The sequence below is a fragment of the Streptomyces sp. NPDC101227 genome (assembly GCF_044767545.1).
Lineage (GTDB): Bacteria > Actinomycetota > Actinomycetes > Streptomycetales > Streptomycetaceae > Streptomyces.
Genome location: NZ_JBIWOD010000028.1, coordinates 63,971 through 89,402, shown reverse-complemented (window position 1 = coordinate 89,402; position 25,432 = coordinate 63,971). Strand labels below are relative to the sequence as shown.

Annotated in this window: 24 protein-coding genes and 1 pseudogene; 9 read left to right on the top strand and 16 right to left on the bottom strand. The window is 65.7% G+C overall.

The features are described from left to right. Window positions 1-89: 89 nt before the first annotated feature. Together ACIRPT_RS38715 and ACIRPT_RS38710 are read right to left on the bottom strand one after the other, a co-directional pair. On the bottom strand, window positions 90-1,985 hold the full coding sequence (locus ACIRPT_RS38715; RefSeq protein ID WP_403836248.1) for an AAA family ATPase: 1,896 nt from the start codon (window positions 1,983-1,985) through the stop codon (window positions 90-92). A 493-nt stretch (window positions 1,986-2,478) separates the two neighbouring features. Beyond that, a complete protein-coding gene (locus ACIRPT_RS38710; RefSeq protein ID WP_403836246.1) occupies window positions 2,479-3,063 on the bottom strand; it encodes a uridine kinase in 585 nt (194 codons plus the stop codon). Between the two features lie 177 nt (window positions 3,064-3,240). On the opposite strand from ACIRPT_RS38710, the gene ACIRPT_RS38705 reads away from it, so the two are divergent. Beyond that, window positions 3,241-4,668: a peptidase C39 family protein gene (locus ACIRPT_RS38705; protein WP_403836244.1), complete on the top strand. Its 1,428-nt coding sequence runs from the start codon at window positions 3,241-3,243 to the stop codon at window positions 4,666-4,668. Here ACIRPT_RS38705 and ACIRPT_RS38700 read toward each other — a convergent pair. The 9 genes and pseudogenes from ACIRPT_RS38700 to ACIRPT_RS38660 all read right to left on the bottom strand — a co-directional run bounded on the left by ACIRPT_RS38700 (window position 4,616) and on the right by ACIRPT_RS38660 (window position 11,873). Continuing rightward, window positions 4,616-5,626: a tyrosine-type recombinase/integrase gene (locus ACIRPT_RS38700; protein WP_403836242.1), complete on the bottom strand. Its 1,011-nt coding sequence runs from the start codon at window positions 5,624-5,626 to the stop codon at window positions 4,616-4,618. The two genes, ACIRPT_RS38705 and ACIRPT_RS38700, sit on opposite strands and share 53 nt — an antisense overlap. Before the next feature lie 491 nt (window positions 5,627-6,117). Further along, a pseudogene (locus tag ACIRPT_RS38695) lies at window positions 6,118-6,468 on the bottom strand (transposase); the annotation flags it as partial. Further along, window positions 6,434-7,120, bottom strand: a complete 687-nt coding sequence (locus ACIRPT_RS38690; protein WP_403836260.1) for an SDR family NAD(P)-dependent oxidoreductase — start codon at window positions 7,118-7,120, stop codon at window positions 6,434-6,436. The gene ACIRPT_RS38690 and the pseudogene ACIRPT_RS38695, both read right to left, overlap by 35 nt. A gap of 130 nt (window positions 7,121-7,250) precedes the next feature. Beyond that, entirely contained in the window at window positions 7,251-7,505 is a 255-nt protein-coding gene (locus tag ACIRPT_RS38685) for an acyl carrier protein (protein WP_403836240.1), read from the bottom strand. Between the two features lie 104 nt (window positions 7,506-7,609). After that, window positions 7,610-8,581 carry a beta-ketoacyl-ACP synthase 3 gene (locus tag ACIRPT_RS38680; RefSeq protein WP_403836238.1) on the bottom strand — a complete coding sequence of 324 codons (972 nt, stop codon included), beginning with the start codon at window positions 8,579-8,581 and terminating at the stop codon, window positions 7,610-7,612. A 34-nt stretch (window positions 8,582-8,615) separates the two neighbouring features. Then, window positions 8,616-9,605, bottom strand: a complete 990-nt coding sequence (locus tag ACIRPT_RS38675) for a 3-oxoacyl-ACP synthase III family protein (RefSeq protein WP_403836236.1) — start codon at window positions 9,603-9,605, stop codon at window positions 8,616-8,618. Window positions 9,606-9,716: 111 nt separating this feature from the next. Further along, on the bottom strand, window positions 9,717-10,718 hold the full coding sequence (locus ACIRPT_RS38670) for a 3-oxoacyl-ACP synthase III family protein (protein WP_403836258.1): 1,002 nt from the start codon (window positions 10,716-10,718) through the stop codon (window positions 9,717-9,719). Between the two features lie 5 nt (window positions 10,719-10,723). Next, a complete protein-coding gene (locus tag ACIRPT_RS38665) occupies window positions 10,724-10,978 on the bottom strand; it encodes an acyl carrier protein (RefSeq protein ID WP_403836234.1) in 255 nt (84 codons plus the stop codon). Next, window positions 10,935-11,873: an ACP S-malonyltransferase gene (locus tag ACIRPT_RS38660; RefSeq protein ID WP_403836232.1), complete on the bottom strand. Its 939-nt coding sequence runs from the start codon at window positions 11,871-11,873 to the stop codon at window positions 10,935-10,937. The genes ACIRPT_RS38665 and ACIRPT_RS38660 overlap by 44 nt, the downstream gene beginning before the upstream one ends. 1,136 nt (window positions 11,874-13,009) lie before the next feature. On the opposite strand from ACIRPT_RS38660, the gene ACIRPT_RS38655 reads away from it, so the two are divergent. The 6 genes from ACIRPT_RS38655 to ACIRPT_RS38630 all read left to right on the top strand — a co-directional run bounded on the left by ACIRPT_RS38655 (window position 13,010) and on the right by ACIRPT_RS38630 (window position 17,357). Continuing rightward, window positions 13,010-13,456, top strand: a complete 447-nt coding sequence (locus tag ACIRPT_RS38655; RefSeq protein ID WP_403836230.1) for a hypothetical protein — start codon at window positions 13,010-13,012, stop codon at window positions 13,454-13,456. Then, window positions 13,449-14,774 (top strand): diaminopimelate decarboxylase family protein, encoded by a 1,326-nt coding sequence (locus ACIRPT_RS38650; protein ID WP_403836228.1) that lies wholly within the window; start codon window positions 13,449-13,451, stop codon window positions 14,772-14,774. The genes ACIRPT_RS38655 and ACIRPT_RS38650 overlap by 8 nt, the downstream gene beginning before the upstream one ends. After that, on the top strand, window positions 14,659-15,174 hold the full coding sequence (locus ACIRPT_RS38645; RefSeq protein ID WP_403836226.1) for a hypothetical protein: 516 nt from the start codon (window positions 14,659-14,661) through the stop codon (window positions 15,172-15,174). The genes ACIRPT_RS38650 and ACIRPT_RS38645 overlap by 116 nt, the downstream gene beginning before the upstream one ends. A 67-nt stretch (window positions 15,175-15,241) precedes the next feature. Beyond that, window positions 15,242-16,153: a radical SAM protein gene (locus ACIRPT_RS38640; protein WP_403836224.1), complete on the top strand. Its 912-nt coding sequence runs from the start codon at window positions 15,242-15,244 to the stop codon at window positions 16,151-16,153. Window positions 16,154-16,156: 3 nt separating this feature from the next. Beyond that, complete coding sequence (locus ACIRPT_RS38635) at window positions 16,157-16,816, top strand: class I SAM-dependent methyltransferase (protein ID WP_403836222.1); 660 nt, start codon at window positions 16,157-16,159, stop codon at window positions 16,814-16,816. Next, window positions 16,806-17,357 carry a class IV adenylate cyclase gene (locus ACIRPT_RS38630; protein ID WP_403836220.1) on the top strand — a complete coding sequence of 184 codons (552 nt, stop codon included), beginning with the start codon at window positions 16,806-16,808 and terminating at the stop codon, window positions 17,355-17,357. Before ACIRPT_RS38635 ends, ACIRPT_RS38630 begins: the two co-directional genes overlap by 11 nt. Before the next feature lie 78 nt (window positions 17,358-17,435). On the opposite strand, the gene ACIRPT_RS38625 is transcribed toward ACIRPT_RS38630, so the two are convergent. From ACIRPT_RS38625 to ACIRPT_RS38615, 3 genes are all read right to left on the bottom strand, one after another. Then, window positions 17,436-17,966, bottom strand: a complete 531-nt coding sequence (locus ACIRPT_RS38625; protein WP_403836218.1) for an NUDIX domain-containing protein — start codon at window positions 17,964-17,966, stop codon at window positions 17,436-17,438. 219 nt (window positions 17,967-18,185) lie between these two features. Continuing rightward, window positions 18,186-18,920, bottom strand: a complete 735-nt coding sequence (locus ACIRPT_RS38620) for an HAD family hydrolase (RefSeq protein WP_403836216.1) — start codon at window positions 18,918-18,920, stop codon at window positions 18,186-18,188. Next, window positions 18,917-20,287 (bottom strand): helix-turn-helix domain-containing protein, encoded by a 1,371-nt coding sequence (locus ACIRPT_RS38615; protein WP_403836214.1) that lies wholly within the window; start codon window positions 20,285-20,287, stop codon window positions 18,917-18,919. The genes ACIRPT_RS38620 and ACIRPT_RS38615 overlap by 4 nt, the downstream gene beginning before the upstream one ends. Before the next feature lie 337 nt (window positions 20,288-20,624). Between ACIRPT_RS38615 and ACIRPT_RS38610 the strand changes: the two genes are divergently transcribed. Both ACIRPT_RS38610 and ACIRPT_RS38605 read left to right on the top strand, forming a co-directional pair. Then, window positions 20,625-21,083 carry an ATP-binding protein gene (locus ACIRPT_RS38610; protein ID WP_403836256.1) on the top strand — a complete coding sequence of 153 codons (459 nt, stop codon included), beginning with the start codon at window positions 20,625-20,627 and terminating at the stop codon, window positions 21,081-21,083. A 542-nt stretch (window positions 21,084-21,625) separates the two neighbouring features. Then, entirely contained in the window at window positions 21,626-22,486 is an 861-nt protein-coding gene (locus ACIRPT_RS38605) for a hypothetical protein (protein WP_403836212.1), read from the top strand. 176 nt (window positions 22,487-22,662) lie between these two features. Here the strand turns inward: ACIRPT_RS38605 and ACIRPT_RS38600 are convergent, their stop codons facing one another. Beyond that, window positions 22,663-23,382 (bottom strand): 2'-5' RNA ligase family protein, encoded by a 720-nt coding sequence (locus ACIRPT_RS38600; protein ID WP_403836210.1) that lies wholly within the window; start codon window positions 23,380-23,382, stop codon window positions 22,663-22,665. Window positions 23,383-23,400: 18 nt separating this feature from the next. Further along, on the bottom strand, window positions 23,401-24,675 hold the full coding sequence (locus tag ACIRPT_RS38595) for a helix-turn-helix domain-containing protein (RefSeq protein WP_403836208.1): 1,275 nt from the start codon (window positions 24,673-24,675) through the stop codon (window positions 23,401-23,403). Between the last annotated feature and the right edge of the window lie 757 nt (window positions 24,676-25,432).

Here is a 25,432-nt window from a genome sequence, read left to right as displayed (position 1 = left end):
GCGGTGAAGCGTAGACACCTCCACCACACCGGAGGTCTTCGCCATTGATCAAGCCCAGCGACTGTTAACAACGCTCGTGATCAATACACCTAGGGGTCCAGCCTCCGGCCCGGCCCCTGCGCATCCGGCCCGCGCCCCGACAGCACCTCCCCGTACGCCTGCATCAGATCGGGCAGCCGCAGCGTGGCGAGATCGTCGCGGCTCGGTGTGCCGCGCCAGGTGGACAGCCGCAGATCGCGGTAGGCGCAGCTCTTCTCGTACAGGGTGCGCAGAAAGCGGCCGTTGCCCAGCTCGTCGATCCAGCCCTGGTCGACGACATGGCCGCTGATGCTGCACAGCTCGTCGCGGGCCTCCTCGTCCCAGCGGTCGCCGTTCTCGGCGGCCAGCACCTCGCCGATGGCGGTCAGTTCCAGCGGGCGGTAGCTGGGGAAGTCGACGCGGCTGGTGAAGCGGGAGGACAGGCCCGGGTTGGCGGCCAGGAGGCGGTCCATGCCCTCCGGATAGCCGGCCAGGATGACGACGAGCCGGTCGCGGTTGTCCTCCGCGCGCTTGAGCAGCACCTGCAGCGCCTCGTCGCCGTACGCATCGCCCTTGCTGTAGCCGGAGTTGGACAGGCTGTACGCCTCGTCGACGAAGAGCACCCCGCCCAGCGCCGAATCGATCAGCTCATTGGCCTTCACGGCGGTCTGCCCGAGGAACTCCCCGACCAGGTCGGCGCGTTGAGCCTCCACGAGGTGGTCGCCGCCGAGCAGCCCCAGCGCGTAGAAGACCCGCCCCAGTATCCGGGCCACGGTCGTCTTGCCCGTGCCCGAGGGCCCGGAGAAGACGAAGTGCCGCTTGGGCGGCGCCACGGGCAGCCCCTGGCCCGCGCGCAGCCGCGCCATCCGCAGCTGCGCCGACAGCGCCCGCACCTGCCGCTTGACCGGCTCCATGCCGACCATCCGCTCCAGCTCGGCCAGCGCCTTCTCCAGCAGCACCGGATCGGCGGGTCCTGCGGGCAGCCGCTCGGCGCCGCGCGGGCCCGGAGCCGCGGCCTTGACCCGTACGGTGGTGTCGCTCCCGGGCGGCGGACCGGCCGGCTCGGGGTCGTCCGGCTCGCCGGTCGCCAGCAGCTCACGGCCGTCCACGGGATCGAGCGGGGCGAGCGGGTCCAGGTCGCCGGCCGCCTCCTGGCCTGCGCCCGAGGCGGAGACCGTCGCGAGGCCGGGGCCGTCGTCGAGGCCGTCCGCCTCGGCGATGGCGGCCAGCCGCGCCGCGGTGTCCATGAACGCCCGGTCGACGCGGTGCACCGCGCGGTAGAGGGGGAGGGCCGCGGCGCTGCGGCCGGTGCCCTCGTGGGCGCGCGCGAGCCAGTAGCGCAGCTCCTTGCGCTGCGGCTGCTCGCTGCGGCACCGCATCAGCGCGGTGGCCAGCAGCGGCTCGGCCTGCCCGTACATCTCCAGTCGTACGCGTGCCATCCCGCCGAACAGCCCCGCCTCGATGCCCAGCACGGGGTCGGCGAGCAGCGGCTCGGTGTGCCGTACGAGCTGGTCCCAGTCCTTGACGAGATAGGCGCGGCAGGCGTGCAGAAAGCGGACCTGAGGGTCGGTGTCGACCGGCGGGCAGCCGGCCAGCGCCTGGTCGAGTTCGGCGACATGGCGGCCGTCGAGCCAGTGGGAGGCGTGCGCGAGCAGCAGATCGCGGCCGGTCTCGAGCACCGGCTGGACCCACCAGCCCAGCCAGTACCAGGAGTTGAGGGTGCGTCGGTGGCGGGTGCGCTGTTCGCCGAAGCGGTCGCGGTGCTGGTGCATCCGCAGCAGCGCGGTGGAGGTGTCGGCGCGCAGCGCGTGCAGGCCGAGCCAGGCGTCGGCCATCGTGGGATCGAGCCCGACCGCGGCCCGGAACTCCTCCTCGGCCTGCGGATACGCGCCCACGGTGTAGGCGTCGACCGCGCGCAGCCAGGCGAGTTCGGCCGGGGCGGGCGAGCCCTGCGTGCCGAATTCCATCCCGTCCCCCCACAAAACGTTCCCCCCGAGGTGTGCGCCGCCGGGTGTGTGCCGGCCCGCCGCCGCCCGAACCGTCATACGGCGGGCGGGAGTTGTCCGTCGCCGCACACGGCGGTCCGGGCCCTGCGTACAGGCACAGACACGCATCGTACCCGCGAGATCGGTGCAGGCCGAAGAGGGCGGCACGGGGGAGAGCTGCGGAGATGGCGGGGCGCGGCGGCGCGAAGAGTTCGGTCACCGAGGGTGAGGGACGGGCGCCGTATGAGGGCCCGGAGAAGGGGTCCCGAAGGGATTTTGCACAGAACGAAGCCCCCGATCACGGGGGAACAACCGGGGGCTTCGCGTCTGCGGGCGGTCCGTTGAACCGCACATTGAGAACGTAAGTCCTGTACGCCCCCTAGGTCAAGCCGAGTTGGCGCACTCGGCGGGACCCTGTCGTCGCCTTCGCGTGTCCGGACCGTATGCCGTTACGGAGCGTGAAATCTGGGGGTGATCATGAGCTCTTGGATGGCCCCACGCGTACCTCGTATCCCAACTTTCCCTGGTGCACCAGGAGATCGGCGTACGGACGCGAGGGATCCGCTGCGAAGTGCCGACGCTCCGCACGGATCCAGCCATCCCAGAAGACCGAAAGGCCCGGCCCGTCCCGGAGTTGACCCCTTTCCCATGAGTGTTCGCGCGTCAGTTCCATCCACAAAAGACACGCCAGATACGGGCGCAGCGCACGACGCCCCGCACCGACACCCTCGATCAGCACCACGGGCGCGGGCGGCAGCTCCCGCCGCTCGGTGAAGGCGCACCGGACCCAGTCATAGAGCCAGTAGTGCGCGCTCTCGCCCCGGGACAGCGGCTCCGCCACCTGCTCCCGGAAGCGCTCGTGCCAGGTGAACAGCTCGTCATGGGTGGCCAGGTCGTCGGTGTGCACCACCGGCGCCCCGCCGAGCGCATCCGCCAGCCGTCCGGCGAAGGTGCTCTTGCCCGACCCCGCGTGCCCGTCCACCGCGATCAGCCGGACCGGCCCGCAGGACGGCGGCAGGGCGCGCAGCCGGGCGGCGAGCGCGGCCAGATCCTCTTCCATCCCGCCAGCGTACGTCAGTGGTCCACACCAATATTCCTGTCGCGACGCGCGCCGAACCGCTGGCCGAAGCCAGTGGTGAACGGAGATAGTTGGACATCGCTGTCATGCACGTGCCCGCCCGTTGCCCGGCCCGACCCCTCGCATCCGCTCGCCCGCATCCGACTGGGGGACCTCCATATGACCAGCTCCGCACCCCGGCGCACCGTCCTGGCCGCCGCGCTCGCCGCCGCGGCGGGCGCCGCCGGCACCTTGGCGCACGCCGCCGAGGAACCCCGTAAGGCCCCCCGCACCGCCGGGGGTGCCACCGCGAAGAGCGCCACCGCAACGAGCGCCGCTGCGGAGAGCGCCGCGCCCCGCAGATCGAAGAGCCCAGTGGACTATCACGCCTCGACCACCGCCGCCGACTGGCACGCGGGCAAGCACCAGGGCACCGGCGCCGCGCACGGCGCCCGCCCCGGCATCCGGATCGCGCGGCCCGTCGGCACCGTCGACTACACCGACCCGCACACGGGCAAGACCGCCACCTGGGAGTACGCCACCTGGACCGCCCCGGTGCGCGCCCTCAAGGTCCCGGCCACCGAGGTCATCGCCTCCTGGAACGCGCACACCCCGCCCGGCACCTGGATCACCGTCAAACTGCGCGGCACCTACAGCGACGGCACCCGGACCCCGGCGTACATCATGGGCCACTGGACCGCGGGCGACGGCGACGCCGACATCCGCCGGACCTCCGTCGACGGCCAGAAGGACGGCAAGAGCAGCATCTCCACCGACACCTTCGCCATCGACACCCCCGCGAGCGGCCTCCGCCTGACCTCGTACGAGCTGCGCGTGACCCTCTACCGCAAGCCCGGCAGCGGGCTCACCCCGACGGTGTGGCGGCTGGGCGCCATGGCGTCCGACATCCCCGACCGTTTCGAGGTACCGGCCTCCGAGCCCGGCCTGGTCGGACGGGAGCTGTCCGTACCCCGCTACTCGCAGGAGATCCACAAGGGCCAGTACCCGCAGTACGACAACGGCGGAGAGGCATGGTGCAGCCCCACCTCCTCCCAGATGATCATCGAGTCCTGGGGCCGCAAGCCCACCCGCGAGGACCTGGCCTGGGTCAACCCCGACTACGCAGACCCCCAGGTCTGCCATGCCGCCCGGTACACCTTTGACTACCAGTACGACGGCTGCGGCAACTGGCCCTTCAACGCCGCCTACGCCGCCACCTACAAGGACCTCCAGTCGGTCATCACCCGCCTGGGCTCCCTCACCGACGTCGAGCGCCTCATCCACGCGGGCATCCCGGTCATAACGTCCCAGTCGTTCCTGAAGACCGAGCTGGACGGCGCGGGGTACGGCACCGCCGGCCACCTGATGACCGTCATCGGCTTCACGGAGTCCGGCGACATCATCGCCAACGACCCGGCATCACCCAGCGACCCGGCCGTACGCCGCGTCTACAAGCGCCGCCAGTTCGAGAACATCTGGCTGCGGACGAAGCGCAAGGACGCAAACGGGCAGGTCAAGAGCGGTTCGGGAGGGGTCTGCTACCTCTACTTCCCGGCTAAGCCAGCACCAACTCAGCACCGTGTTCTGCGGCAGCTGGGAATCCGCTGAGCATGTGCACTCCGAAGGTGGCCTCGATGACCTGACGGCAGCGCTCACTGCCGTCGAGGGTGAGGTGGCCGTACCGGTCCACCGTGATCTTGATGGAGCTGTGGCCCATCCACCGCGACACCTCGTGGATGGGCACTCCGTTGCTCAGGGTCACGGTGGCCCATTTGTGCCGGAGGTCGTGGGGGTTGTAGTCGGGAAGCCCGAGGCGTTTCAGTGCCCGGTCCCAGGACTTACGGAAAAGGTCGGGGTAGATCATGCCTCCGGCCTGATTCCGAATGGGCAGCCTTTCGGTAAGTGGCTCAAGGGTGGCGGGCGCCGGTATATCGCGCCATTCGCCCTCTTTTCGATGCTTCAGGGGAGCGTAGAGAGCGACGTACTTGCCTGAGGAATTCTTGATGCGCACGACCTGCCGTCGGCATCGCAAGGTGCCGTCGACGATGTCCTCCGGAAAGACTCCCAGCGACTCTCCGATACGCAATCCGCAGCACGCCATGACCCATACAGCAGGCTCCAGACGTGGACCAATCTCTTTGGCCAAGGCTGAAATCTCATCGAAGCTGGGAAGCGTCCTCTCATCCACTTGCATGATGGGGTTGGCAGGCTTCTCAGCTTGCTTGATCGGATTGTCGCGGATCCTCTTGTGGCGAACCGCGTGAGAAAACATCCCCGACAGAGCAATGCGGCGGGAATCTATCGTGTTGGGCATCGCGCCCTGTCGGCGCCAGAGCGCGTACAGCTCCTCCACGTCGGCTGCAGTGACCTGGGAGATGGTCTTCTTCCCCAGCTTCGGGAGAACGTGAAGACGCATGATGCGCTCGTAGGACTCCTCCGTGCCGGCCGCCATGGGCTTCAGAGCGAGCCAGTCGGCCGCATAGCGCCGCACCGACATCTTGCCCGCAGAAGGATCGACGTAGCTGTTCTCCCGTTTGTCGTTCTCCATCTTGGTGGCGAAATCCACCGCGTCCTTCTTGCGGTCGAAAGACTTCTCACGCTGCCGAGCGCTACGCCCACCGGGCTCCCGGTACCGTACGAGCCATCGCTTGCCGGGCGTACCAGCGCCTTTGTCTACTACCGTCGCCAAATCCGTGCCGTCCGTCCGAGTGTCACCTACGGGTCTTCCCGCCAGGAGGTGTTGTAGCTCGAAAATTCCGGCCGTGCCAAATGCGGGTTGGGGCGGAAGATTTGGCGGCGCGGCAACTTGGGAGATGGCTGAGCGTTTGCATCACATTCGATGGGTGTCGCATCGCGCCGTCGCAGCGGTCTGCAGCAGCCGCGCGGTTGCAGGGTTGAGGCAGTGGTGTGGACGTATAACGATCACCGGGTGATATGAGTAAGTGTGCGGCGGGGTTCGCGGTCGGTGCGCGCAATGCCCGACTTTCCATGTTCGGCCTGGCCAACCGTGCCGTATCGGTCGATGACCTGCCCGGTCACGGCATCGGGCTCGCCTCAGGTGTCCCGTTTAGCGAAGCGGAATTCCTTGCCGTGCTTCGGTGGATGTCCGCCCTGCGGTGGTGAGTTCCACGGTATTGGGACGGGCTTGCGCATGACCCGGTCCGTGCTCATTCGCCCGAGGATCTCGACGGGCTGCCCGGCCAGGAGGTGGGCCATGCGGGGAGCGTCGTAGCCAGCATCGAAGAAGAGGATATTGCAGTCGCCGAGGTGCTGGCGGCCCATGCCGATGAGGTCCTCGACCACGCGGCGGACCTGTGCGGCGGTGGTCTCGACGACGTCGTCGACCGGTCCCAGCGTTGTCGGTGGTTGGCTGTCAGACCCTGATGGAGAGGCCGCCGTCCACTGGTACTGCGGCGCCAGTGATGCCGCTTGCGTTGTCGGAGAGCAGGAAGGCAGCGGTCGACGCAACTTCCTCCTGGGTGATCATCCGGCCCATTGGTGTGCGTTCGAGCAGGGCGGTGTGTTGTTGAGGGGTGAGGTTGTGGGCCATGCGGGCGTTGGTCAGTCCGGGAAGGAGGCTGTTGACGGTGATGCCTTTCGTGGCGACCTCGCGGGCGGTGGAACAAGCCAGGGCGATCAGAGCAGTTTTGGAGGCGGTGTAGGCGCTCGCTCCTCGCATGGCGGTCACGGCGCCACCGGAGGAGACGAGGACGATCCGGCCGTAGTGGTGGCACAGCATGGATGGGAGGGCTCGGCGCAGACAGCGGAAGGCTCCGAGGTAGTTCACGTCGAGGGAGTGCATGACGTCGGAGTCGGGCGTAGTGGCGACCAAACCGCTGAGGGGGGTGCCGGCGGCGTAGGTGAGAAGCTCGATGGGGCCGTGGGCCTGCTCGGTGTGGGTGAACGCGGCTTCGATGTCGTCTGGTTTGGTGACGTCGCAGGGTGTGGAGAGCATCGAGGGCGGGGCCGGCCTGGTGTGGTGGGTGACTGCGACTCGGTGCCCGTGCGAGCTCAGAGCATGGGCGATGGCCAGGCCGATGCCGTCGGATCCACCGATCACCAGAGCAGAGCGAGAGGTCACGGTTGTTCCTCCTGGAAGCGGCTCATCGTGCTCGGGGCGTTTATGGTGCGGGGCTGACCTGTGGGGATTTCGGCCGCGTGCGGAGAGGGCCGACCGTGGCAGGTGAGAGTCACTGTGGGCTGAGGTGCCGGTTGACGTGGTCGAGTACGAGCCTGGGCGTGCGCAGGTCTTCGATGATCTCGGCGGGGACCGGGGCGCCGTGGTTGGCGAGTACGTGGGCGAGTTCCACGAGCCCGACGGAGTCGATGCCCAGGGCGTCGAAGGGGGTGTCCAAGTGGGTGTCGTCGAGGCTGCTCGATGTCAGCTGGTATCCGGTGATGTTGCGCAGGACGCTGTCGAGGTCGGTGAGGGTGAAGGAGGCCATTGGTTTCTCCCGATGGAGGGCTGAGTTGTGTGACGAGCGGTGTGGGCTGCTGGGTGTGGTGTCGGGGAGTGGCGGGAGGGTCGTCGGTGCTGGCTGGTGGTTGGTCAGAGCTGGGATTCCTCTGCCCGTAGGTCGGGCCAGATGAGGGCGGCGGATCCCCAGGCCATGCCCGCTCCGACGGAGGTGAGGGCGGTGTGGTGGCCGGTGGCGAGCCGGCCCTCACGGTGGGCGTGGGCGAGGGCAATTGGGATGGAGGCGGCGCCGGTGTTGCCGACGCAGGCGATGGCGGAGACGGCCGTTTTGGGGTTCAGGGCGAGTTGCCGGACGAGCTGGTCGATGATGCGCTGATTGGCCTGATGGGGGACGAGGGCGTCGAGGTCTTCGGTGGTCCAGCCGGCGGCATCTAGGACACGGCGGGTGCTGGCGGCCATGAGTGGTGGGGCCAGGTGGTAGACGGTGGGGCCGTCCATGCGCAGGTAGCCGTCGGCGGGCTGGCAGGCGATCAGTTCGCTGTGCCGGCCGTCGCTACCCAGGTCCAGGGCCAGGATGGCGCCGGGTTCGGTGCCGGTCCCGCGTCGGAAGAGAGCAGCGCCGGCGCCGTCGGCAAGGACGACGTTGGTGGTGCGGTCGTCGGGGTCGATGAGGGTGGAGTACGCCTCGGTGCACACGATCAGGACAGTGTCGGCGAGGTCGGCGAGGATCAGCCCGAGGGCAGTGGCCGTGGCGGCGAGGAATCCGCTGCATGCGGAGACGATGTCGTAGGCGATGGCGTCGCTTGTTCCAATGCGTGAGGCCAGTTCGGGGGCCAGGGCAGGACACGGGCGTTGTGGCGTGGATGAGGCCACAAGGACGGCGTCGGCCCCGGCGCCTGCGGCGGTAAGCGCATTGCGGGCCGCGTGTTCGCCCAGGTCGGCGACGGTGGTGCCGGGGGTGAGGATGCGGCGTTCACGGATGCCGGTGCGTGTGCGGATCCACTCGTCACTGGTTTGCAGGCGGGTGGCGAGTTCCTTGTTGGTGACGATGCGGCTGGGCAGGCAGGTGCCGAGCCCGCGCAGCACGGCGGCGGTTGCGGTCATCGTGGCCCCGAGAGTGTGGGTGTGCCGGGGTGGGTCAGAAAGTGGCGGCTGTCGCGGCGAAGGACATGCCGCTGCCGAAGGTGAGGATGACGACCTTGCTGGCGGGCTTCAGCCGTCCCTGTTCGCGAGCCTGGACCATGCTCACCAGGACACTGGCCGGTCCCAGATTGCCCATCTCCTTCACGGTGGCCGGGACGATCTCGGGGGCGAAGCCGATGGCCTTGGTGAGAACCGCGAGTCCCCGCGCGTTCGGCTGGTGACACAGGACCAGGTCGATCTCGTCCCTGCGCCACCCGGCCCGGGCCAGCACCCGGTCCACGAGGCCGGGCGCGATCTCCACCACGCGCTGCATCAGGGCGACCCCCTGCATCTCGTAGAAGCTGGAGTGGATTTCGACTCCGGTCGGCGTCACCCGCCGCTCACGCACAGACATGCCGCTCAGGACGGACAGCTGGGGGTGCGATTCCCAATGGCAGGCGCGCACGTCCAGGTGCAGTTCGCTGTCACCGTCCCTGGCGAGGACCATGGCCGCGGCGCCGTCGCTGAACAACGTGGAGACAGAAGGGTCCTGGGGGTCCGCGACGATCGTGGCGTCCATGCCCGCGGCGATAATGACCCGCTCGCAGCGCCCGGATTCGAGCGCCATCGCCGCCAGGTCGATCGCGGCAACCAGATCTGAGCAGGAGCCAACGATGTTGAGCGTTCGGATGAGACGGATGCCGATCCTGGCGGCCAGGATGAACGTCTCGGGCGGCAGGAAGTGCTTCGGTACGCCGGTTCCGATCAGGATCAGGAGGGTCTCGTCCCCGATCTCCTCCGCGGTGATACCAGCCTCGGCGAGGCTCCTGGCAACGGCGCGGGCCGTCAACGAGAGGTGGTCCTCCCCCTCGCCGAACACCCGCCGGTGCTCGATACCGGAGCGTTTGACATAGGCGTCCGGCGCCAGCCCGTGGGAGAGAGCCAGTTCAGAGTTGCTGACCTTGCGTGAGCCGAGTTCGTAGCTCATGCCCGAGATTGCGATCATGGCAAAGACGCCTCCTGTGCTGTGGCGGACGGGCCCGCGGGGGTGTCTCGTGGCGGGCGCCCGAAGATGGTCGTTCGGTGAGAGCCCCGCCGCGTGCGGCGAAACGGGGTGTCAGGTACCGGCCTTCGGCAGCCGGACGACCATGGCGGACCAGGTGAGGCCGACTCCGTAGCCGACCAGCAGGGCCAGGTCGCCCGGCCGAGCCTGGTGATCAGCGAGCAGGCGGTGGATGGCCAGAGGAATGGAGGCCGACGAGGTGTTCCCGTCCCGGGTGATGGCTGTGGCGACAGCGACGTGGCCGGGGAGGTCGATGCCGGCCAGGCACATGGCGTTGAGCCGCAGATTGGCCTGGTGGGGGATGAACGCTCCCAGGTCCTTCCAGCTCAGCTCGTTGTCGGCCAGGGCACGGTGCGCGAGTTCCCTCGTGATGCGCGGAAAGATGTGGGCGAGCCGGGTGCCATCCATGTGGACGTAGGGACGTGGATGGTCGGCATCGAGACGGGTGAAGTCCGGCTGCAGGGTGAACAGTTTCTCACCAGACCCATCGTTGCCCCAGCTCACAGGACCGATCCCCACCTCCTGGCTCGCGCTGACCACCACGGCTCCGGCTCCGTCACCGAACACCAGGGCGGTGGCACGATCACCGGGGTCGATGAGATCGGTCATGCGTTCAGTGGCCACGACCAAAATGTGCCGCGCATTGCGGGCACCGATCAACGCCCGGGCCAGAGTGAGGCCGTAGGTGAACCCCGCACAGGCGGCGTTCAGGTCGAATGCCCCAGCTCTGGTACAGCCCAGGGTATGGGCGAGAGCGGGAGCAAGAGCCGGCACCTGACGGACGTTGGACATGGTGGTCAGAACGACGCAGTCCACCTGCCCGGCACCGATGCCGGCCACCTGCAGAGCAGCGCTGCTCGCTTGGGCCGCCATGGCGACCAGGGTCTCGTCGGGTTCAGCGTGGTGACGGGCCTGGATACCGGCACGGGCTTCGACCCAGTGTGCGTCCACGCCGTGGCGAGGAGCAATCTCGGCGTTCTCGACCACGCGGCGCGGTCGGTAGACGCCCAGACCGGTGATCGCGCACGGCTGGGTGCCCTCCGGGTGCGGTAGCACCGCGGTCACCGCGGACTCCGATGCCTGTTGACGTAGTCCAGCACGAGCCTGGGAGTGGCCAGGTCCACCATCGCCTGCCCAGGGAAGGGAACGCCGTGGTCCTTGTGGAGGCGATGAGCGAGATCGATCAGCCACATCGAGTCGACGCCGAGGGCTTCCATCGAGGTGTCCAGCTGCGTCTCGTCGAGGTCTGGGCGCGTCGCATCATCGGTGACACTACGGACGAGCTCGCTGAGGTCGGTGAGGGCGAAAGAGGTCATCGCGTTCGCTCCTGGTCGTGGGGGTGGTGTAGTCGCGACGGATGTGGCCGATCAGTCTGGTCATGGTGGTGTCCGGGCCGATCTCGGTGAACCGAAGGCCGTCCGGGCCGCCGTAGCAGTCCCACAGGCCCTCGATCGACTGCCGCCACAGCACGGGCTTCGTCAGGTGCTCAACCAGCGCTGTGCGTAGTTCGTCCGCGGTGTGCGGACGGGCGGTCAGGTTCGAGATCACCGGGATCCGGGCCGACTCCACGGCGGCCTCTGCCATATGAAGGGCGAAGTCGGCGGCGGCCGGGGCCATCAGTGGCGAGTGAGCCGGCACGCTCACCCGCAGACGGGCTGTCAGCTTCGCGCCGGCCTCGTCGAGCAGGGACCGGGCAACGGTGATCGCCTGCTCCGTGCCGGACAACACGTGCTGACGTCTGCTGTTGTAGTTCGCGATCACAGCACTGTCAGGGCCATTGCTTTCCAGCAGCTGCTGGATCTCGGCGGCCCTTGGGCCGATCACGGCAAGCATGGCGCCGGAGACTCGCGAGAACGCCTCCGCCCGGGCCCGGACGAGGCCAAGCGCCTCACGGAACGTCAGCACACCAGCGGCATGGAGTGCGTTGTACTCGCCGAGGCTATGCCCGAGCACTACCTGCGGAGCTGGCTGCTCCTCCAACCGTGCCTGCAAAAGCAGCGCGTTGACCACGAAAACGGCAGGCTGTGAGAACCGGCTTTCGAGCAGCAGGTGGTCTGGGCCGTCCAGGCACAGCGTGCGAACGTGATAGCCCAGGACGTCGTCGGCCTCGGCTACGAGATCCGGAAACCGGTCGAAGACATCCCGGCCGAATCCGACGCGCTGCACCCCCTGCCCTGGGAAAACGAAGCCCTCTACGGGCAATCCGTTCACCTCCTATCTCCTGCCGCGTATGGACCGCATGACCGCAGGTCCAGCGAGAACGTCGTCGGGTCGTGCCCAACCCACCATCGGTGTCCCGCAACGGACTGGCCGTGCGGGGCGACCGCAGTGTGTGCCACCGGCCGGACGCGGGGAAGCGCCGGGTATCGGCGCGCAGAGTCAGACGGCCCCTTCTCCCAGTTCTTGACGGCTCAAGGTCCATCACCACAAAGGCACCTCGTGGTCTGTCTCCTCCGGTGCTGGGCCTTTCACCCACTGAATCGGACACTCAGGCCAACTGCCTGAGCGTGCTGGCCTGCAGCCGAGAGAGCCCGACGCCGTCACCGCGTACAGCGCTCCCGACGACGAAGATCCGTTGACCCGATTGTGATGAACACGGGCCATGTCCCGGCAGAGCGTGCGAGGGGCTCATTTGGGGCGCGGCCACCCAGATAGGTGGCTACAAGCCACAATTCACAACCACAGGTGGGGCATTTGGGGCGAGGGCGAACTCAGCCCAGCACGTGAGGCCCCCGTGGTTGAAGTCCTTGGCCAGGGGGTGAGGGAGGCCGCCGAGGATGCACGCTTACCGCTACGCCTACGTCTCCGTCCTGCTCGACGCTGGCGAGAGGTCAAGGCGCTGCTGCGGTTAGCGATCTCCGACAGACGTCCGTACGCGATGAACGAGTACCGAACCAGCGCCGTAGCGCTCCCGTGCCAATCCGGGCGCCCAGCCTCGTGCTTCACGCCGCCCGAACCCATATCACTGGGGTGATATCACTCGCGTGATGTGCGCGGCCTCGGCTTGACGAGCACTCTTGGGTGACAGCTGCTCACGCACAGAAACGGTCTTCTCCCGGCCTGAGGCGTTACCGCGGCCCGTCTGTTTCGCAAGATCCTGCGCACAACGCTAGCTGAATCTGAAGTACCCATCGAAGGGAGCATGCAAGGTGCCGGAGTCTTTGCAAATCCCGCTCCAGCGAGCCGAGAAGGAAAATAGATCGGGAACACCCGATGGTGCTAGGCCGCGGTTCTACGTGCTCGAAGGGCTAAGTGCCGTGGGCAAAAGTACGGTCGCGCCACTACTCGCGGACGCCCTGGGGGCGAAACTCGTACCTACGCTCTTTCCTGCATTCGAGGAAACGCGGGTGAGCCTGGATCAGAAGCGGCTCGTCATGCCGCGAATGCACTTCTGGATGATGACGAACTACGCGGCGTCTGAGGCCGTCCGTGGTGCCCTCGCTGCCGGCCAGGACGTCGTCGTCGAAAGCTATTTCTACCGCACGTTGGCCACTCATGCAGCGCTGGGCGTGAACAAGCTGCCCGCAGTGGACTGGGAACATGCGCTCCTGCCGCACATGACGGTCCTGCTGACAGTCGATGAAGCGGTACGGCAGAAGAGACTCGCCCAGCGTTATCAGCAGCGCGGACTGGGCTATTGGTCGCGGCTGGAGGAGTTCAACGTGGAGGTCACACGCCGTACGTACGACTCTTTCGACTTAACGCCGTTCGACACAAATGGACTCGACGCTTTCGGAGTCGCCGAAGGAATCGCTCAGAAGATGCGAAGTCAGCCGGAGGCGTCCAATGATTGATTCGCTGCACTCTCAGGCATTTGCATTGGGCCGGCAACGCGAAACACCCTTCTATGTATTCTCACCCACTCGGCTCTCTTCGGCGTTGGATCGATTCAACCGCTTCACGTCCGGTTTGCCGTTCCCGACCGAGACCTACTACTCGTACAAGACGAACTACCTTCCCGCCTTGTGCGACCAAATCGCAGACGCGGCGGTCGGGTCAGAAATCACGTCGCCCACGGAGTGGGCAGCTGCACGGCAGCGCCATCAGTCCAACCGCATCGTGGTGAACGGTATCGGGAAATGTGCGGACGGACTTCTGCAGCGCATTGCCGATGAGGTTTCCACCGCGCCCAGGCTGGTCAATCTGGAGACCGATACCGAGGTCTCGATCGTCGCCCAGCGGTCCCCTGAAGCAGATCCATTGCCGGTCGGCTTGAGGGTGACAGTTCCTTCCGTTTCGGGAGAGCTCGGCCGTGATCCATCCGAGCACTGGAATCGCGGCGTCACCAAGTTCGGCTGGTCCGCCGACGGTAACGCGGTCCTTAACGCAGCCCGCGCACTTGCCGGCAACAGGGCAGTGCGTCTCGAGGCGCTACATCTGCACTTCGGGAGTCAGTTGGTCTCCGCGGCACGTTACGACATCGTGCTCCAGAGGCTGTGTGATCTTTTGCAGCGTCTCACCAGCATTGGCGCAACCGTAAGCACCTTGGACCTCGGAGGCGGCCTCGCGTCTGGATGGGTGACCAAGCGGCGCACCGGACCCCTGTTCGACCTGATCAAAGTCCTGGGATTGCCCACGCCGAAAAGTCAGCAAAAGGCCCCAGACCTGGACGGCATCACAGCGGCCCTGCACAAGCATGCCGCTCGCCTCTCGGACCTTGGGGTGACACGCCTGATCCTCGAACCCGGGCGCTATCTGGCGGAGCCGGCGATGGTGGCTGTCTCGAAGGTGATCGCAGTGCGCCGGGACGGAGCCCGCCGCCACGCTGTGGTCGATCTTGGGACCAACGGGCTCCACTGCTGGCGTGGCAATGAGACCCGCCCGATCGCCTTCGACCCATCAGCCAAGGGGGAGCCCGAGGAGATCAAGCTCGTCGGCCCGTTGTGCCACCGCAGCGACAGCTTCGGCACAGTTACGGCTCCCAGCCAGCTACAGCCTGACGATCTTGTTTGCTTCGACGCAGTGGGTGCGTACTCGCTGGGGGACTGGGTGGCCAATGCCTGGCCGCGCCCTCCCGTTCTCGGGGAGGACGGGAGCCTACTGTGGACGCCCCCCAGCCACGGTCTCATTACTGGGTCACCTCTGCCGGACGGGGCCGAGTATGAAGGCTGACACCGTTCCATTCGCATCTCCAACCGGGCTGCAGGCCCTGGTGGATTCGTGCCGACAGGCCCTGCGGCACATTGATCCGAATCGAGTGAGAGTGGCTGCCGCGGTGCTATCTCGCGAAGGGCGCATCTTCACAGCGGTGCAAGTCAGGTCGCGAAACTGCAGCCACTGCTCCGTATGCGCCGAGGCCGTCGCCATCGGTATGGCATTTACCGCCAGGGCATTCGACCTGGTAGCTGCGGCTGCCGTGATGCGCGATGACGATCGCATCGCCATCGCATCACCTTGCGGAGGCTGCCGCGAATTGCTGCGTGACCACGGCGTAGACCAAGTGGTCGTCTCCCAGGCGGAAGACGGCACCCTCATCACCGCTAGACCCACCGACCTGCTTCCTTGGCCGTAGTCCCGCCCTACCTATTGCCGGCGAGCTAGGCACGACGGCCATCGCCATCATCAAGGAGTTGAGGACCATGCTCGATCGGATCGCGGGAATCAACCGCGTACGAATGCTCTACCTGCAGCTCTTGTACCGCTGCAACTTCTCCTGCAAGCACTGTTTCCACGGCTCACTCCTCAAGGAACCAGATCAGTTCAGCTTCGAGGAAGCACGCGGAATACTCGACCACTTCCGAGAGGTGTACAAGCTCGATGCTGTGACACTGCTCGGCGGCGAACCGCTGCTGCACCCGCACATCCGCAACGTTTGCTCGCATGCCAAGCAACTCGGTCTGCAGGTGGAAATCTGCACCAACGGCCACCGTGGGTACCGCAGCGCTATCGAATCCATTGCCCCGCAACTCGACAAATTGCGGATCTCCCTGGACGGCCTGAAGGCCAGCCACGATGCCATCCGGCAGCATGGCAGCTTCGCCAGCGCCATGGAGATGATCGACCTCGCCGTAAGGCTCGAGGTCACGACGGGCGCGACCATGACCGTCACAGAGGACAACCTTGATGACGTGGTGCCGCTCGCCAGCCTGCTCCAGGAGCACGGTGTGGCCGAGCTAAAGCTCCATGCCTTACGGCTCGTTGGAAACGCAGTCGGCCATCCGGAACTTGAGGTGAGCGACACAGCGCGTTACGCAGATCTACACCGACGGATCAGCGACGCCGATCTGTCCATCAGCATCCTCTACGACTCCGACCTGTCGCCGGAAGCTGTCGACGACAGGTGTTCCAACCTGGTCGCTGGTGGTTGGCTCGACCGAATCGAATCCGACCCGCGGGGCGGTCTGACCGTCTCTTGCAAGGCAGTCGGCCGAGACGTGAACGCGTTCCGCTGGGATAAAGAGCGGCACGAAATCCTTTACGAACCGAGGGCTGACGACGAGTTCGCGGTAGGAATCCCTGACGTTGTCTACGAGTCCTCGAAGGCGAGGTGAGCCATGGTGCCGGCCTCCAGCCTCTGGCAAGAGACCCGTACGTTCTTCCCGATCTTCCTCGACCTGGTCGACGTCCGGCAGCTGAAGTCGGTGTGCGTTGTCGGAGCCTCGGACGGCAAGTTCGTCCTTCCGCTGGCAAGGCGTGGGGTCCACGTCCTGGCCGTGGAACGCAACAAGACCGCTCTCGACGGCGGCCCAGTAGTCCTGCCCGGCCCGACCGAGGCGACGATGCGGGGATTGCGTCAACGGCTGGCCGACGAGGGTCTATCGGGCCAGGTCGAGATCGTCGAGGCCGATATCCTCGATCTGCCTGACGAGCTGGACGCCGTAGATGCAGTCTGGACGAGCTGCTCATGGCACTACAGCATCAACCACCGTCGCCCGCTCGCCGACTTCATCACCGCGATGAAACACCTGTGCCGTCCGCACGGCGGCCTCTTCGGCGCCGAGTACATGATGCCCGTCGCGCCACGGCACCTCGCCTGCGAGCACTACCCCGAGGAAGGAGAGATGCGGCGCTTCTTTCCGGACTGGGAGATCGACTGGGAGGCGTACACACCCCCCTTCCGCGAAGCACCACATGTGGAGCAACTTCACGAGCACACCCACCGCATGGGCTTGCTCATCGCAACTCACCTGCAGGAAGGCTGCAATGCAGACTGAATTCGAAGCCAGGTTCCTCAACGTCGACGCGGCTAAGATTGCCGATCACCTGAGTGCCCGTTCCGCCACGTGCTCCATGCCGCGTACGCTCATGCGTCGAATCGTATTCAAGAACGACGACATTGAGGCCCGTGGAGGCTGGCTACGTTTGCGGCAGCAGGGTGAGAAGACTTTCCTCACCTACAAGCAGACCACTTCGGCTGTCTCGGCAATCGACACTACGCTCGAAAGCGAGGTAGAGGTCGGCTCCTTCGACGCCACGAAGAACCTGCTGGAAGCCATGGGCTTCACCGCCTTGCGCTACCAGGAGAACTATCGCGAAGAGTGGAAGCTCGACGGCGTGACGTTCGACATCGACACGTGGCCGGGTCTGCCGCCATTCCTTGAGGTGGAAGGGCCGGACGAAGTCTCCGTACGCAAGGCTGCCGATTCCCTGGGACTCGACGCGTCTCAGGCGTCCTACGGGAGTGTCGACGAGGTCTACCTCGCTGTACTCGGACGCGACATTCTTGCGGAACGGGAGCTCGTGTTCACAAAGTAGTAGCCGATGGGCGGTCTTCTGGTCCACAGGATGGATCAGAAGACCGCCCCGCAGCTTTTCAGGGTGCGTGGGATACAGCTAGTTGCTGCTTGTCTCTGCATCGAGGCCACTCGGCCAGCCGACACACGAGAAGGTACTACCTCGGCCGATGTGATTCAGGGCGACGGCTGTGAAATCCACCATCGGCTCGGGCAGCGCGTCAATGGGGAACCACCGTAGCTGCGCGCACTTGTCAGGCTCGGCGTTGGCCGGCTCGCCATCCCACGAACGTACGCGGAAAAATAGCTGGAGACGAGGATCATCCTCAGCCGTCCAGTGGTGCACCGTGTGCACGAGTTCGAGATCCTGCTCGCGTAGGGCTAGGCCGAGTTCCTCTGCTGCCTCGCGCACCGCACCAGCTGTGACTGTTTCACCGGCTTCCAAGTGGCCGGCAGGAACGTGGAAGTGGCCGTCCCGCCAGCCCGTCCCCGACCGTAGGCCGAGAAGAACTTGTCCTGCACGCTCCAGAACCAGGTGCACGCCGATCACTGACCGGTAGCAGCCGTCCGTGTAGGTATACACGTGCGATTCGGTGGTCGGGCTATGTGTCATGGTGCGTTCCTTGAGCACGAGGAGGTTGGGCCAGGCTATACCTGTGCGCCTGTGGCGACCCGGCACCGGTGTCCATGGCGACCAGGGTTCACCTGACCTCAAACCGTGCCCGATCTAGGACTACAGCACTCCCCGCACGGCTCTCTGGGAAGCTGCGGCCAACGCCGTGGCCGGCGATGGGCTGACAACGGGGCCTGCTGGAATATCTGCCCGGAGAAGCCGAGACGTCGCTTGTGGTCAGCGTCGGGTGTCTGGAGAAATGACCGCAGTGATTGCGTCGATCAACCGTGGAACGTCAGTCAAGTCTTGTAGGACGACGTCGGCCCCGGCTTTCCGGAGCGCTTTCGCAGAGGTCGTGCCGGTTGCAACGCCGATGACGAGGGCTCCGCCTTGGAGGCCCGTACGGACGTCTTCGAGGGAGTCACCGATGATCACGGTATTCGTCCGGTCGAAGCTGGTGCCGTGTTTGGCGCTTGCGCGATTCTGGGCGACGCCGACGAGCGCTGGCCGATGGTCGTTATCCGAGGCATACCCGCCGATGTCGGCATCCACGAGTCGGTCGAGGTTGAAGGCTTCGAGCTTCAAGACCGCGTTCGGTTTGAGATTCCCAGTCACCACTGTGGGAATGAGGCCGGCGCGGTTGTGTACTTCACGCAGGGCGGCGGCGGCACCCGGCATGAGCACCCCCTCGTCCTTGAGGTCGGCCAGCCGCTCGGCCAGCCGCTTGGGCAGGAGCTCCTTCATGCGCGGTAGCAGCTTCGGCACATCGCTATCTGCCACTCCATTGTCCCGGAGCAAGCCGCGGATCGCGAGAGGCATCGTCACGCCCGTGCCACGTGCCGGAAGACGTTCAGCTGGGCGGCCGACTACTTGGAAGAACGCTTCGCGGTATACCTGCCGGTCGATGTTGCCGACGTAGAGCAGGGTCCTGTCGATGTCCCAGAGGACGAGCACCGACGGCTTCTCGGTCACCTTTGCTTCCCTTTTCCCGTTACGAGAGCGCACCGCTCCAGCAGCTCCCTAGCGTACGGCGCAGTGCGAGCTGTGGAGAGTTCACCTGCCATGGCATGCACGTGCTCATTGAGGCGAGCCGACTGGAGATGCGCAGCGAGATCAATCGCATCGTGAGCCGTGGCGCACCCGGCTTCGAGGTCACCTTCCCGGAATTGGGCAGTCGCCGCCCGTGAGAGGATCAGCGCTCTGGTCCGGAGATCGGCCGGGTTGAGCGCCTTCCCAGCCTGGATGAGGCTGCTGATCGCCTGCCTCGGGTTGCCGAGGTCGAGGTGGCAGCTGCCGGCCTGCCCGTGAATCTCGCCTTCGTTGATCCAGTACAACCAATGCGGGTCGTGCTCCGATCGGCCCTGAGCGCAGAGTTCCGCGGCCTGGCCCAGCGCCTTGAGTGCTGCCTGCTGCTCGCCGAGCTTCGCGTGACCCCGGGCTTGCCGGGTAAGCAACATAGCTTCCAGTGCAGGGGCGCCGAGCGCCCTGACCTTCTCGAGGGCCGTTCGTGCTGCAGTGACGGCATCCCGTGGAGCCCCTGCCGAGTATCCGCGAATTGCCATATAGGACAGCGCACCGGCACCCAGCCGTGGATCGCCGGAAGCCCGGGCGGCACGCAGGGCCGCCTGGAAATAAAGCTGGGCCTCGTCAGACTGTCCGGAGTCGAACGTGAACCATCCTGTTTGCGTCGCTGTATCAGCGATGATGCCGGCGAGCATTCGGCCCGACGCCTCGTCGTAGTTGCTGTACTTTGCGATGTCTCGCAGGAGTGTTAGGTGAGCATCACCGAGCTTGGTCACGTCTCCGCCTCCCGAGCTCGCATCCATGACCCGCAGTTCATTCGTGGTCTTCTGAAGGGACTTCAGCAGGGTGCCGGAGATCCTGCTGCCTTCCTGAGCGCGTACGAGCGGTTCCGCCTCAGCCACACTCCAGTTGTGGACGTATGCCGTCAGCGCGATTCCGCTCACTGCGAGGTACCTTCGACGATTCATCGCTCCACCTCCTACCGCTTGGTTCAACGCCGTCACCATACGGTCCACGGTCCAGGGGAGATCGGGGTCCTGATCTTCCGTAGTGGCGGTGAATACGGGCGGTTGTGGATATCGAAGGGGAGGTTCAGGCAGAGGAACTTTAACGAGCTCCGCAGGTGTTCCAAGCCCCGACAGGAACGCGATGATCTTGTCGATGTTCGTAAGCCTGCGATCCCCTGACTCCAGCATGGACAGGAAGGACTGCCTCAATCCGGTCAGGGCGGCGATGTCCTCCTGCCGAAGTGAGCTGCGTTTGCGTACCAGGCGGCTGACCTGGCCGAAATCCCAGACTGAAAGAGCCTGGCGCACCTGGGCGTCCTGCCAGACCCGGGCAGGAACGTGCGGTGGGGTGGCAGGCCGCAGTCCGGCAGATCGGGAGCAAGACCCGCATCGCACTTCCGAGTTGTAGCGACTCAGTGCGCAGCCGCACCCAACGCATCGCCGTTCATCCCCCTGCATGATCCTGCCTCCAGCTAGGCGTCCTGAACCTGGCGCGAGGAGCATCTCCTAAACCCAAATCACACCCGTGATATCACCGGGGAAATGTGCGAAGCCTGCCTGGAAAGACACATATTGAGACCTGACAACAAGTTGCTGCTGCTGGGTGAGCGAGCAGGCAGAGGAGAGGAGGCCACCGGTGATCGAGATGATGAACGACCTCCCCCAACACTTGGAGATCGCGCTCGTCCCCAATGCCGCCCTGGTGACAGTGGTCCGCGCCAGCCTGCGGGCGGCTATGCCGCTTTGGGGCGCCAGTGAGCTCGTCGACACGGCCGAGCTATTGACGAGCGAGATGGTCTCCAATGCACTCCAACATGGGCTTGCGACAGAGATCTCTGTCCGTGCGACGTGGGATCAATCTCTCCTGCGGGTGGAAGTGGGGGAAGATGACGCTGCTCCACTGGATGCTGTTCCGTCCGCCACCAGCCTCGACGCCACGAGTGGCCGGGGGCTGTTTCTGATCGATAAGCTGGCGGAGCGCTGGGGGACGGCTTCTGCTCCCAGAGGCAAGACAGGCTGGTTCGAGCTCATTGCGCAGCCCACTCCTCCCGTCCTGGCCGACTGTTCTGTCGCAGCGCATCACGCACCGGTGCCTTGTCCTTGAGGAATCCTCGCTCCGCCCAAAGCCGCTCCTTCCATCCTCCTGCTGGGACTCATCGACGTCCTGTTGGCCAGATGGAGAGCGGCCTGAAGCCACCCATGCTGCTGGGCTTCTACCTCGCGAGACCCTCGCCACCCGGCCATCATCGGCCCTCCGAGAAGGTCGCGCGGTTGGTCAGCGAGATCAACGTCTCGATCTCCATCCTCTGTGCCGGCACCGATCTCGGCGCTGTCCCGCACCCGGAGGCGGGGCTGCCCTCTCAGCCGACCCGCTCCCAACCTGAGGACCTTGATGGCTCTCGCAAAACAGGCAACATTCATGCATCCCGATGCCGGGAGCACGGACACCGTGCCCGTGGCCACCTCCACACGCCGCGACAGGTATGAGCCGATACGAGACGCGACTGCTCTTCTCAGAACGGAAAGAGCGCCGTCATGAGGCGCTGGCGATCTCCGGGCGCCACGCGGCAGCTCCCACGAAAGCCTTTGGCAGAGCCACCGCTGGACCGGCATCCGGCTCGAGATGACGTGCCCCTGAGATTGGCCATGGAGGACGCGGCCATGGGGCGCTGGGAAGGCATACGCGATTTGCTGTCGGACACCGGCCGCGACTGGGACCGGCGCATCTTCCGCTTCCAGGCTCTGGCTGTCGCCGGCGCGCAACTGCGGTTCGCCGACACATGGTCCCGAGCGGAACCCGAGTCGGCCGATGCGATCACGCTTCTCGCCCACGTGGAGGCGGTGCGTTCCATGATCGTCAGTCATGCCGAAGGCCAAGTGCTGAGGGAGGCAGCATGGCGCACATGCCATGCCGCTGCAGCCGCCTACCCGGAGGATCCTTCCCCATGGGTGGTGCTCTTGTCCCTCTTGCGGTTCCACGCGCCTGACTGGGGCGCTCTGAAGGAAATATGGGGAGAAGTCTCGGCCCGGGACCCGTACAACCGCGAGGCCCACCACGAGGTGCTGACCTACCTGTTCCAGCGCAACCACGGCAGGGCCGGCGAGATGTTCCAGTGGGCGCAGGACCGCGCAGAGACTGCTCCCCGCGGCCTGCCGATCGCGGTGCTGCCACTGGTCGCTCTGGCCGAGTCGCATCGACAGCGGCTGGAGATCGATTCCAGCGCCTACGGATTGACCATCCACCCATGGATCGACTGTCCGTACATCGATCGGGTCCTGGAGGGATGGTGGCACTACCGGGCGCCGCACCCGCACGCCCAGTTCGCCGAGGACGCCAACTACCTGGCGCATGCTCTGTCGCTCGCCAATCGGCACAAAGAGGCATGGGAGGTGTTCGAGGCGATCGGCCCTTATGCCTGCGATCGGCCGTGGTCCTACTGCGGCGATGCGCAGGCGCTTTTCCTCCGCCACCGCCGTTGGGCTCAGAACGCCATCACTTCACGCTGACCCGGCTGATCATCGCGCACGCCAGATTCCAGGCCATTCCGACGAGAAGGCATACCACCTGCCACTTGAAGTTCCCGGTTGCTCTTCTCCAGCAGTCCGACGCCACCCGCACGCAGCCCTTACCCCCTGCCCATCGCCTGGCCCCCGGATGGCACCGGTGGTCCGACCAGGTCGGTTCATAGAGGCTCTCTCGTGCGAAGGTCCAGGGTGCGGATGACCTCCCACCTGTACGCCGATCGTTCGCGCCGCAACTCCACGATGTGTACCTGCGTGATCTCCACCTCCACGGCGTCGAGGTCATGCAACGGCTTCACGGCGTTCCGAACAGTGTCGGAAGGCACGGGACGGTTGCAGTAGCTGATGCCTATGTGCGGGCGGAACCACGAGGTCGGCTTTCGGGGCGGCAATCCGGCCTTGTTCCCGGCGGCGGACAGCATTGCGTGCAGCTCGATCAGCGGTGCCCATGGAGCGACGCTGAAGCGGATGGCGCCGCGGGAGGCGGTCATTGGTATGGCCCGCAGGGTGAAGGGCGGGCAGGTGGTGTGTTGGACGGTAGCCAGCAGGTGGTCGAGCTGATCGAGCGCGATTTCGGCCGACGGCCCGATGCGTCCAAGCGTCAGGTGGAGCCCGTCTTCAGCAATGTCGTCGAAGGCGAGGGAACGCAGAGCCTGCTGGCACTGCTGGACGCGCTGGATCAGTGCGGGCGCGCCAGGAAAGGTGATCATCCAGTAGTAGGCACGAGTAGACGCCGTCCACCCGGGCCTGTCCCAGTGGTTGACCATCTCATTTACTTCGCCGAAGGCGGCCCATTCATGCCGGGCGATCACCGCAGGGTCAGTCAGAGACGGAGGCGGCACAGATGGGAAAGACGCCGGTTCGACCTGGAGTTGCTGCACCCGATGCTCCTCTTTCGATCACATGGGTCTGCCATCGTCGCAGACCTCGACGAGGAGGCGGGTCTCAGGGCCAGCCCGCCACGTCTGCAGGGCTTCGGCGAACTCCTGTACCTCGAGTTGGGTACGCCATCTGGATGCAAGAGCGTGCAGCTCGCCAGCGCGTTGAACGACGGAGCGGATCGGCGGGCCACCACCGATCGAGAGCACCTGCAGCCCCAGCTGCATTGCGTGCTCGACCTCCGGGCTCCGCCCATTGAGGAGTGCCGTGGCCACATCAAGGCGTACCAAGGCGCGACTCCATTCTGAGTCGGATTGCTCGACGAAATCGTCGATCTGGTCGGCATACTCCAGGACCTGCTGAGTGTCACCGAGAGCGAGGTGTGCAGTTGCAGCGTTGGCTAAAGTGCGGGCCGGGCTGTAAGGAGCGAAGGAGATACAGGGCGTGATACCACCGGGCAGCTGATGCCGTGTCGTGAGTTCTTGCGCCGTGGCTATTGCCCGTTCGGTGCCGGCCCTGTCACCGATCTTCCCCAGCGCCCTAGCGCGCCCATTGACCAGAAGTCGGATGGCCTGCGGATGTCCCGGCGCCATGTTGATGCCGGCGTCCGCCCACTCGACAGCCTTGTCGAAATGCCCTGTGTAGTACGCGTTGAGTGACCTCGTTCCGGAGATCCACATGAGCAGGTCTTGGTCGCCAATGTTCTCGGCGAGCTTCTGCGCCTCGGCGCAGTACGCGTCGGCCAATGACGCCCGGCCGGCGTTGACAGCCATGTAGCCAAGCAGCCCTGATGTCTGCGCCGCCAAGTGGAAGAGCGCCTTTCGTTGACGCGGCGGCTGTTGCCCTTCCAAGAGCTGTTGCACGTAGCCCCGAAGGTCTGTTGCCTCGGATGCCATTCGGTGCGGGCCTCTGGCCTCGTATCGAGCCACGATGTCCTCCACCGCCCGCTCCAAGACCAGCACAGTCTCAGGGTCGGTGTTGGAAGACGTCGTGGCGTTCAACCGCTTCGCGACAGTAAGCGGACTCTCCCATTCGTAGGAAGGGGACCCTGCTGCGGCTACGGGAGTAATCCAGCCACCACCGTCCGGCGGATGCACGGCTTCCGGAGAGCGAGCAAGCGGCAACTGTACGAGCTCAAACGGGACGGTTAGCCCCTCGAGCAAACTGATGATCTTGTCGATGTGTGTGAGCCGCCGACCGGCTTCCAACATGGACAAGGCCGATTGGCTCAGCCCCGTCATCTGCGCCACGTCCTCCTGGCGCAAAGACGCCAGCCTGCGCACCAGCGTCAGCATTCTGCCCAAGTCCCATGTGGACAACGCCTCCTGCACCTCGACGTCGAGCCAAACATGCTCCGGCACCCTCAGGGCTGAGAGGTGCGCATCGCCCGCACCTTCAACACGAGCACATGCCCCGCACCGGGGAGCCGGGTTGTATCGACTTAGCCGGCAGCCGCATCGGCCGCACCGCCGATCTACCTCCCCGACGAACATGCCAGTTGCCCCCTGGGCTCGACAAACGAACTATTCAGGCGTCATCACCCCAGTGATATCACCGTCGGGATGTGCAGCGAGAGAGCGCGGCAGGCATCCTCAACTTCCCGCCACCAAGAGTGAGATGCACGAAAGAACGCTCCCGCTTTTGAACAGCGGCCTGCGACATTGATCGACGTGCCCGGACCAGCCGTGATGCCAGAAGGCGTCGACATGCCGCAACACCGGCACTCGACCAGGACGAGTGCCTCACTGCTCGCTTGTGTTGGCCGGAACCAGGCAGGTGAGATGACCGCTCGCGATCGGAAGGCAGACGTCAGTGTTCGGCAGATTCGCTCTCCTAGGCCACCCGGCCCCTGCCGCACCAGACGAGTTCCCGTCTCCTTCCTTGTGGACCCGTAAAGCCGGTCCGAGCGAGGGGCGAAGGCCGAGCATCACATTCTCAAGGCCGCCTGCGTCATCGGTCACCAGCTGCTGACCCCACTGCGTTCGACGCCGAGATTCGGCACCCGGTTCGTACCGACCAGCCGTGATCCCTGAAGGGCACCTGATGTCCCAC

Bases quoted from the DNA above. Each gene is read 5' to 3' on its own strand.
- ACIRPT_RS38715 (WP_403836248.1), bottom strand. From the start codon at position 1,985: ATGGAATTCGGCACGCAGGGCTCGCCCGCCCCGGCCGAACTCGCCTGG.
- ACIRPT_RS38710 (WP_403836246.1), bottom strand. From the start codon at position 3,063: ATGGAAGAGGATCTGGCCGCGCTCGCCGCCCGGCTGCGCGCCCTGCCG.
- ACIRPT_RS38705 (WP_403836244.1), top strand. From the start codon at position 3,241: ATGACCAGCTCCGCACCCCGGCGCACCGTCCTGGCCGCCGCGCTCGCC.
- ACIRPT_RS38685 (WP_403836240.1), bottom strand. From the start codon at position 7,505: ATGGCCTCCTTCACCCTCACCGACCTCGACAGCGTCCTGCGCAACATC.
- ACIRPT_RS38680 (WP_403836238.1), bottom strand. From the start codon at position 8,581: ATGACCGCAACCGCCGCCGTGCTGCGCGGGCTCGGCACCTGCCTGCCC.
- ACIRPT_RS38675 (WP_403836236.1), bottom strand. From the start codon at position 9,605: ATGATCGCAATCTCGGGCATGAGCTACGAACTCGGCTCACGCAAGGTC.
- ACIRPT_RS38665 (WP_403836234.1), bottom strand. From the start codon at position 10,978: ATGACCTCTTTCGCCCTCACCGACCTCAGCGAGCTCGTCCGTAGTGTC.
- ACIRPT_RS38650 (WP_403836228.1), top strand. From the start codon at position 13,449: ATGATTGATTCGCTGCACTCTCAGGCATTTGCATTGGGCCGGCAACGC.
- ACIRPT_RS38645 (WP_403836226.1), top strand. From the start codon at position 14,659: ATGCCTGGCCGCGCCCTCCCGTTCTCGGGGAGGACGGGAGCCTACTGT.
- ACIRPT_RS38640 (WP_403836224.1), top strand. From the start codon at position 15,242: ATGCTCGATCGGATCGCGGGAATCAACCGCGTACGAATGCTCTACCTG.
- ACIRPT_RS38635 (WP_403836222.1), top strand. From the start codon at position 16,157: ATGGTGCCGGCCTCCAGCCTCTGGCAAGAGACCCGTACGTTCTTCCCG.
- ACIRPT_RS38630 (WP_403836220.1), top strand. From the start codon at position 16,806: ATGCAGACTGAATTCGAAGCCAGGTTCCTCAACGTCGACGCGGCTAAG.
- ACIRPT_RS38610 (WP_403836256.1), top strand. From the start codon at position 20,625: ATGATGAACGACCTCCCCCAACACTTGGAGATCGCGCTCGTCCCCAAT.
- ACIRPT_RS38605 (WP_403836212.1), top strand. From the start codon at position 21,626: ATGGAGGACGCGGCCATGGGGCGCTGGGAAGGCATACGCGATTTGCTG.
- ACIRPT_RS38595 (WP_403836208.1), bottom strand. From the start codon at position 24,675: ATGCTGACGCTGGTGCGCAGGCTGGCGTCTTTGCGCCAGGAGGACGTG.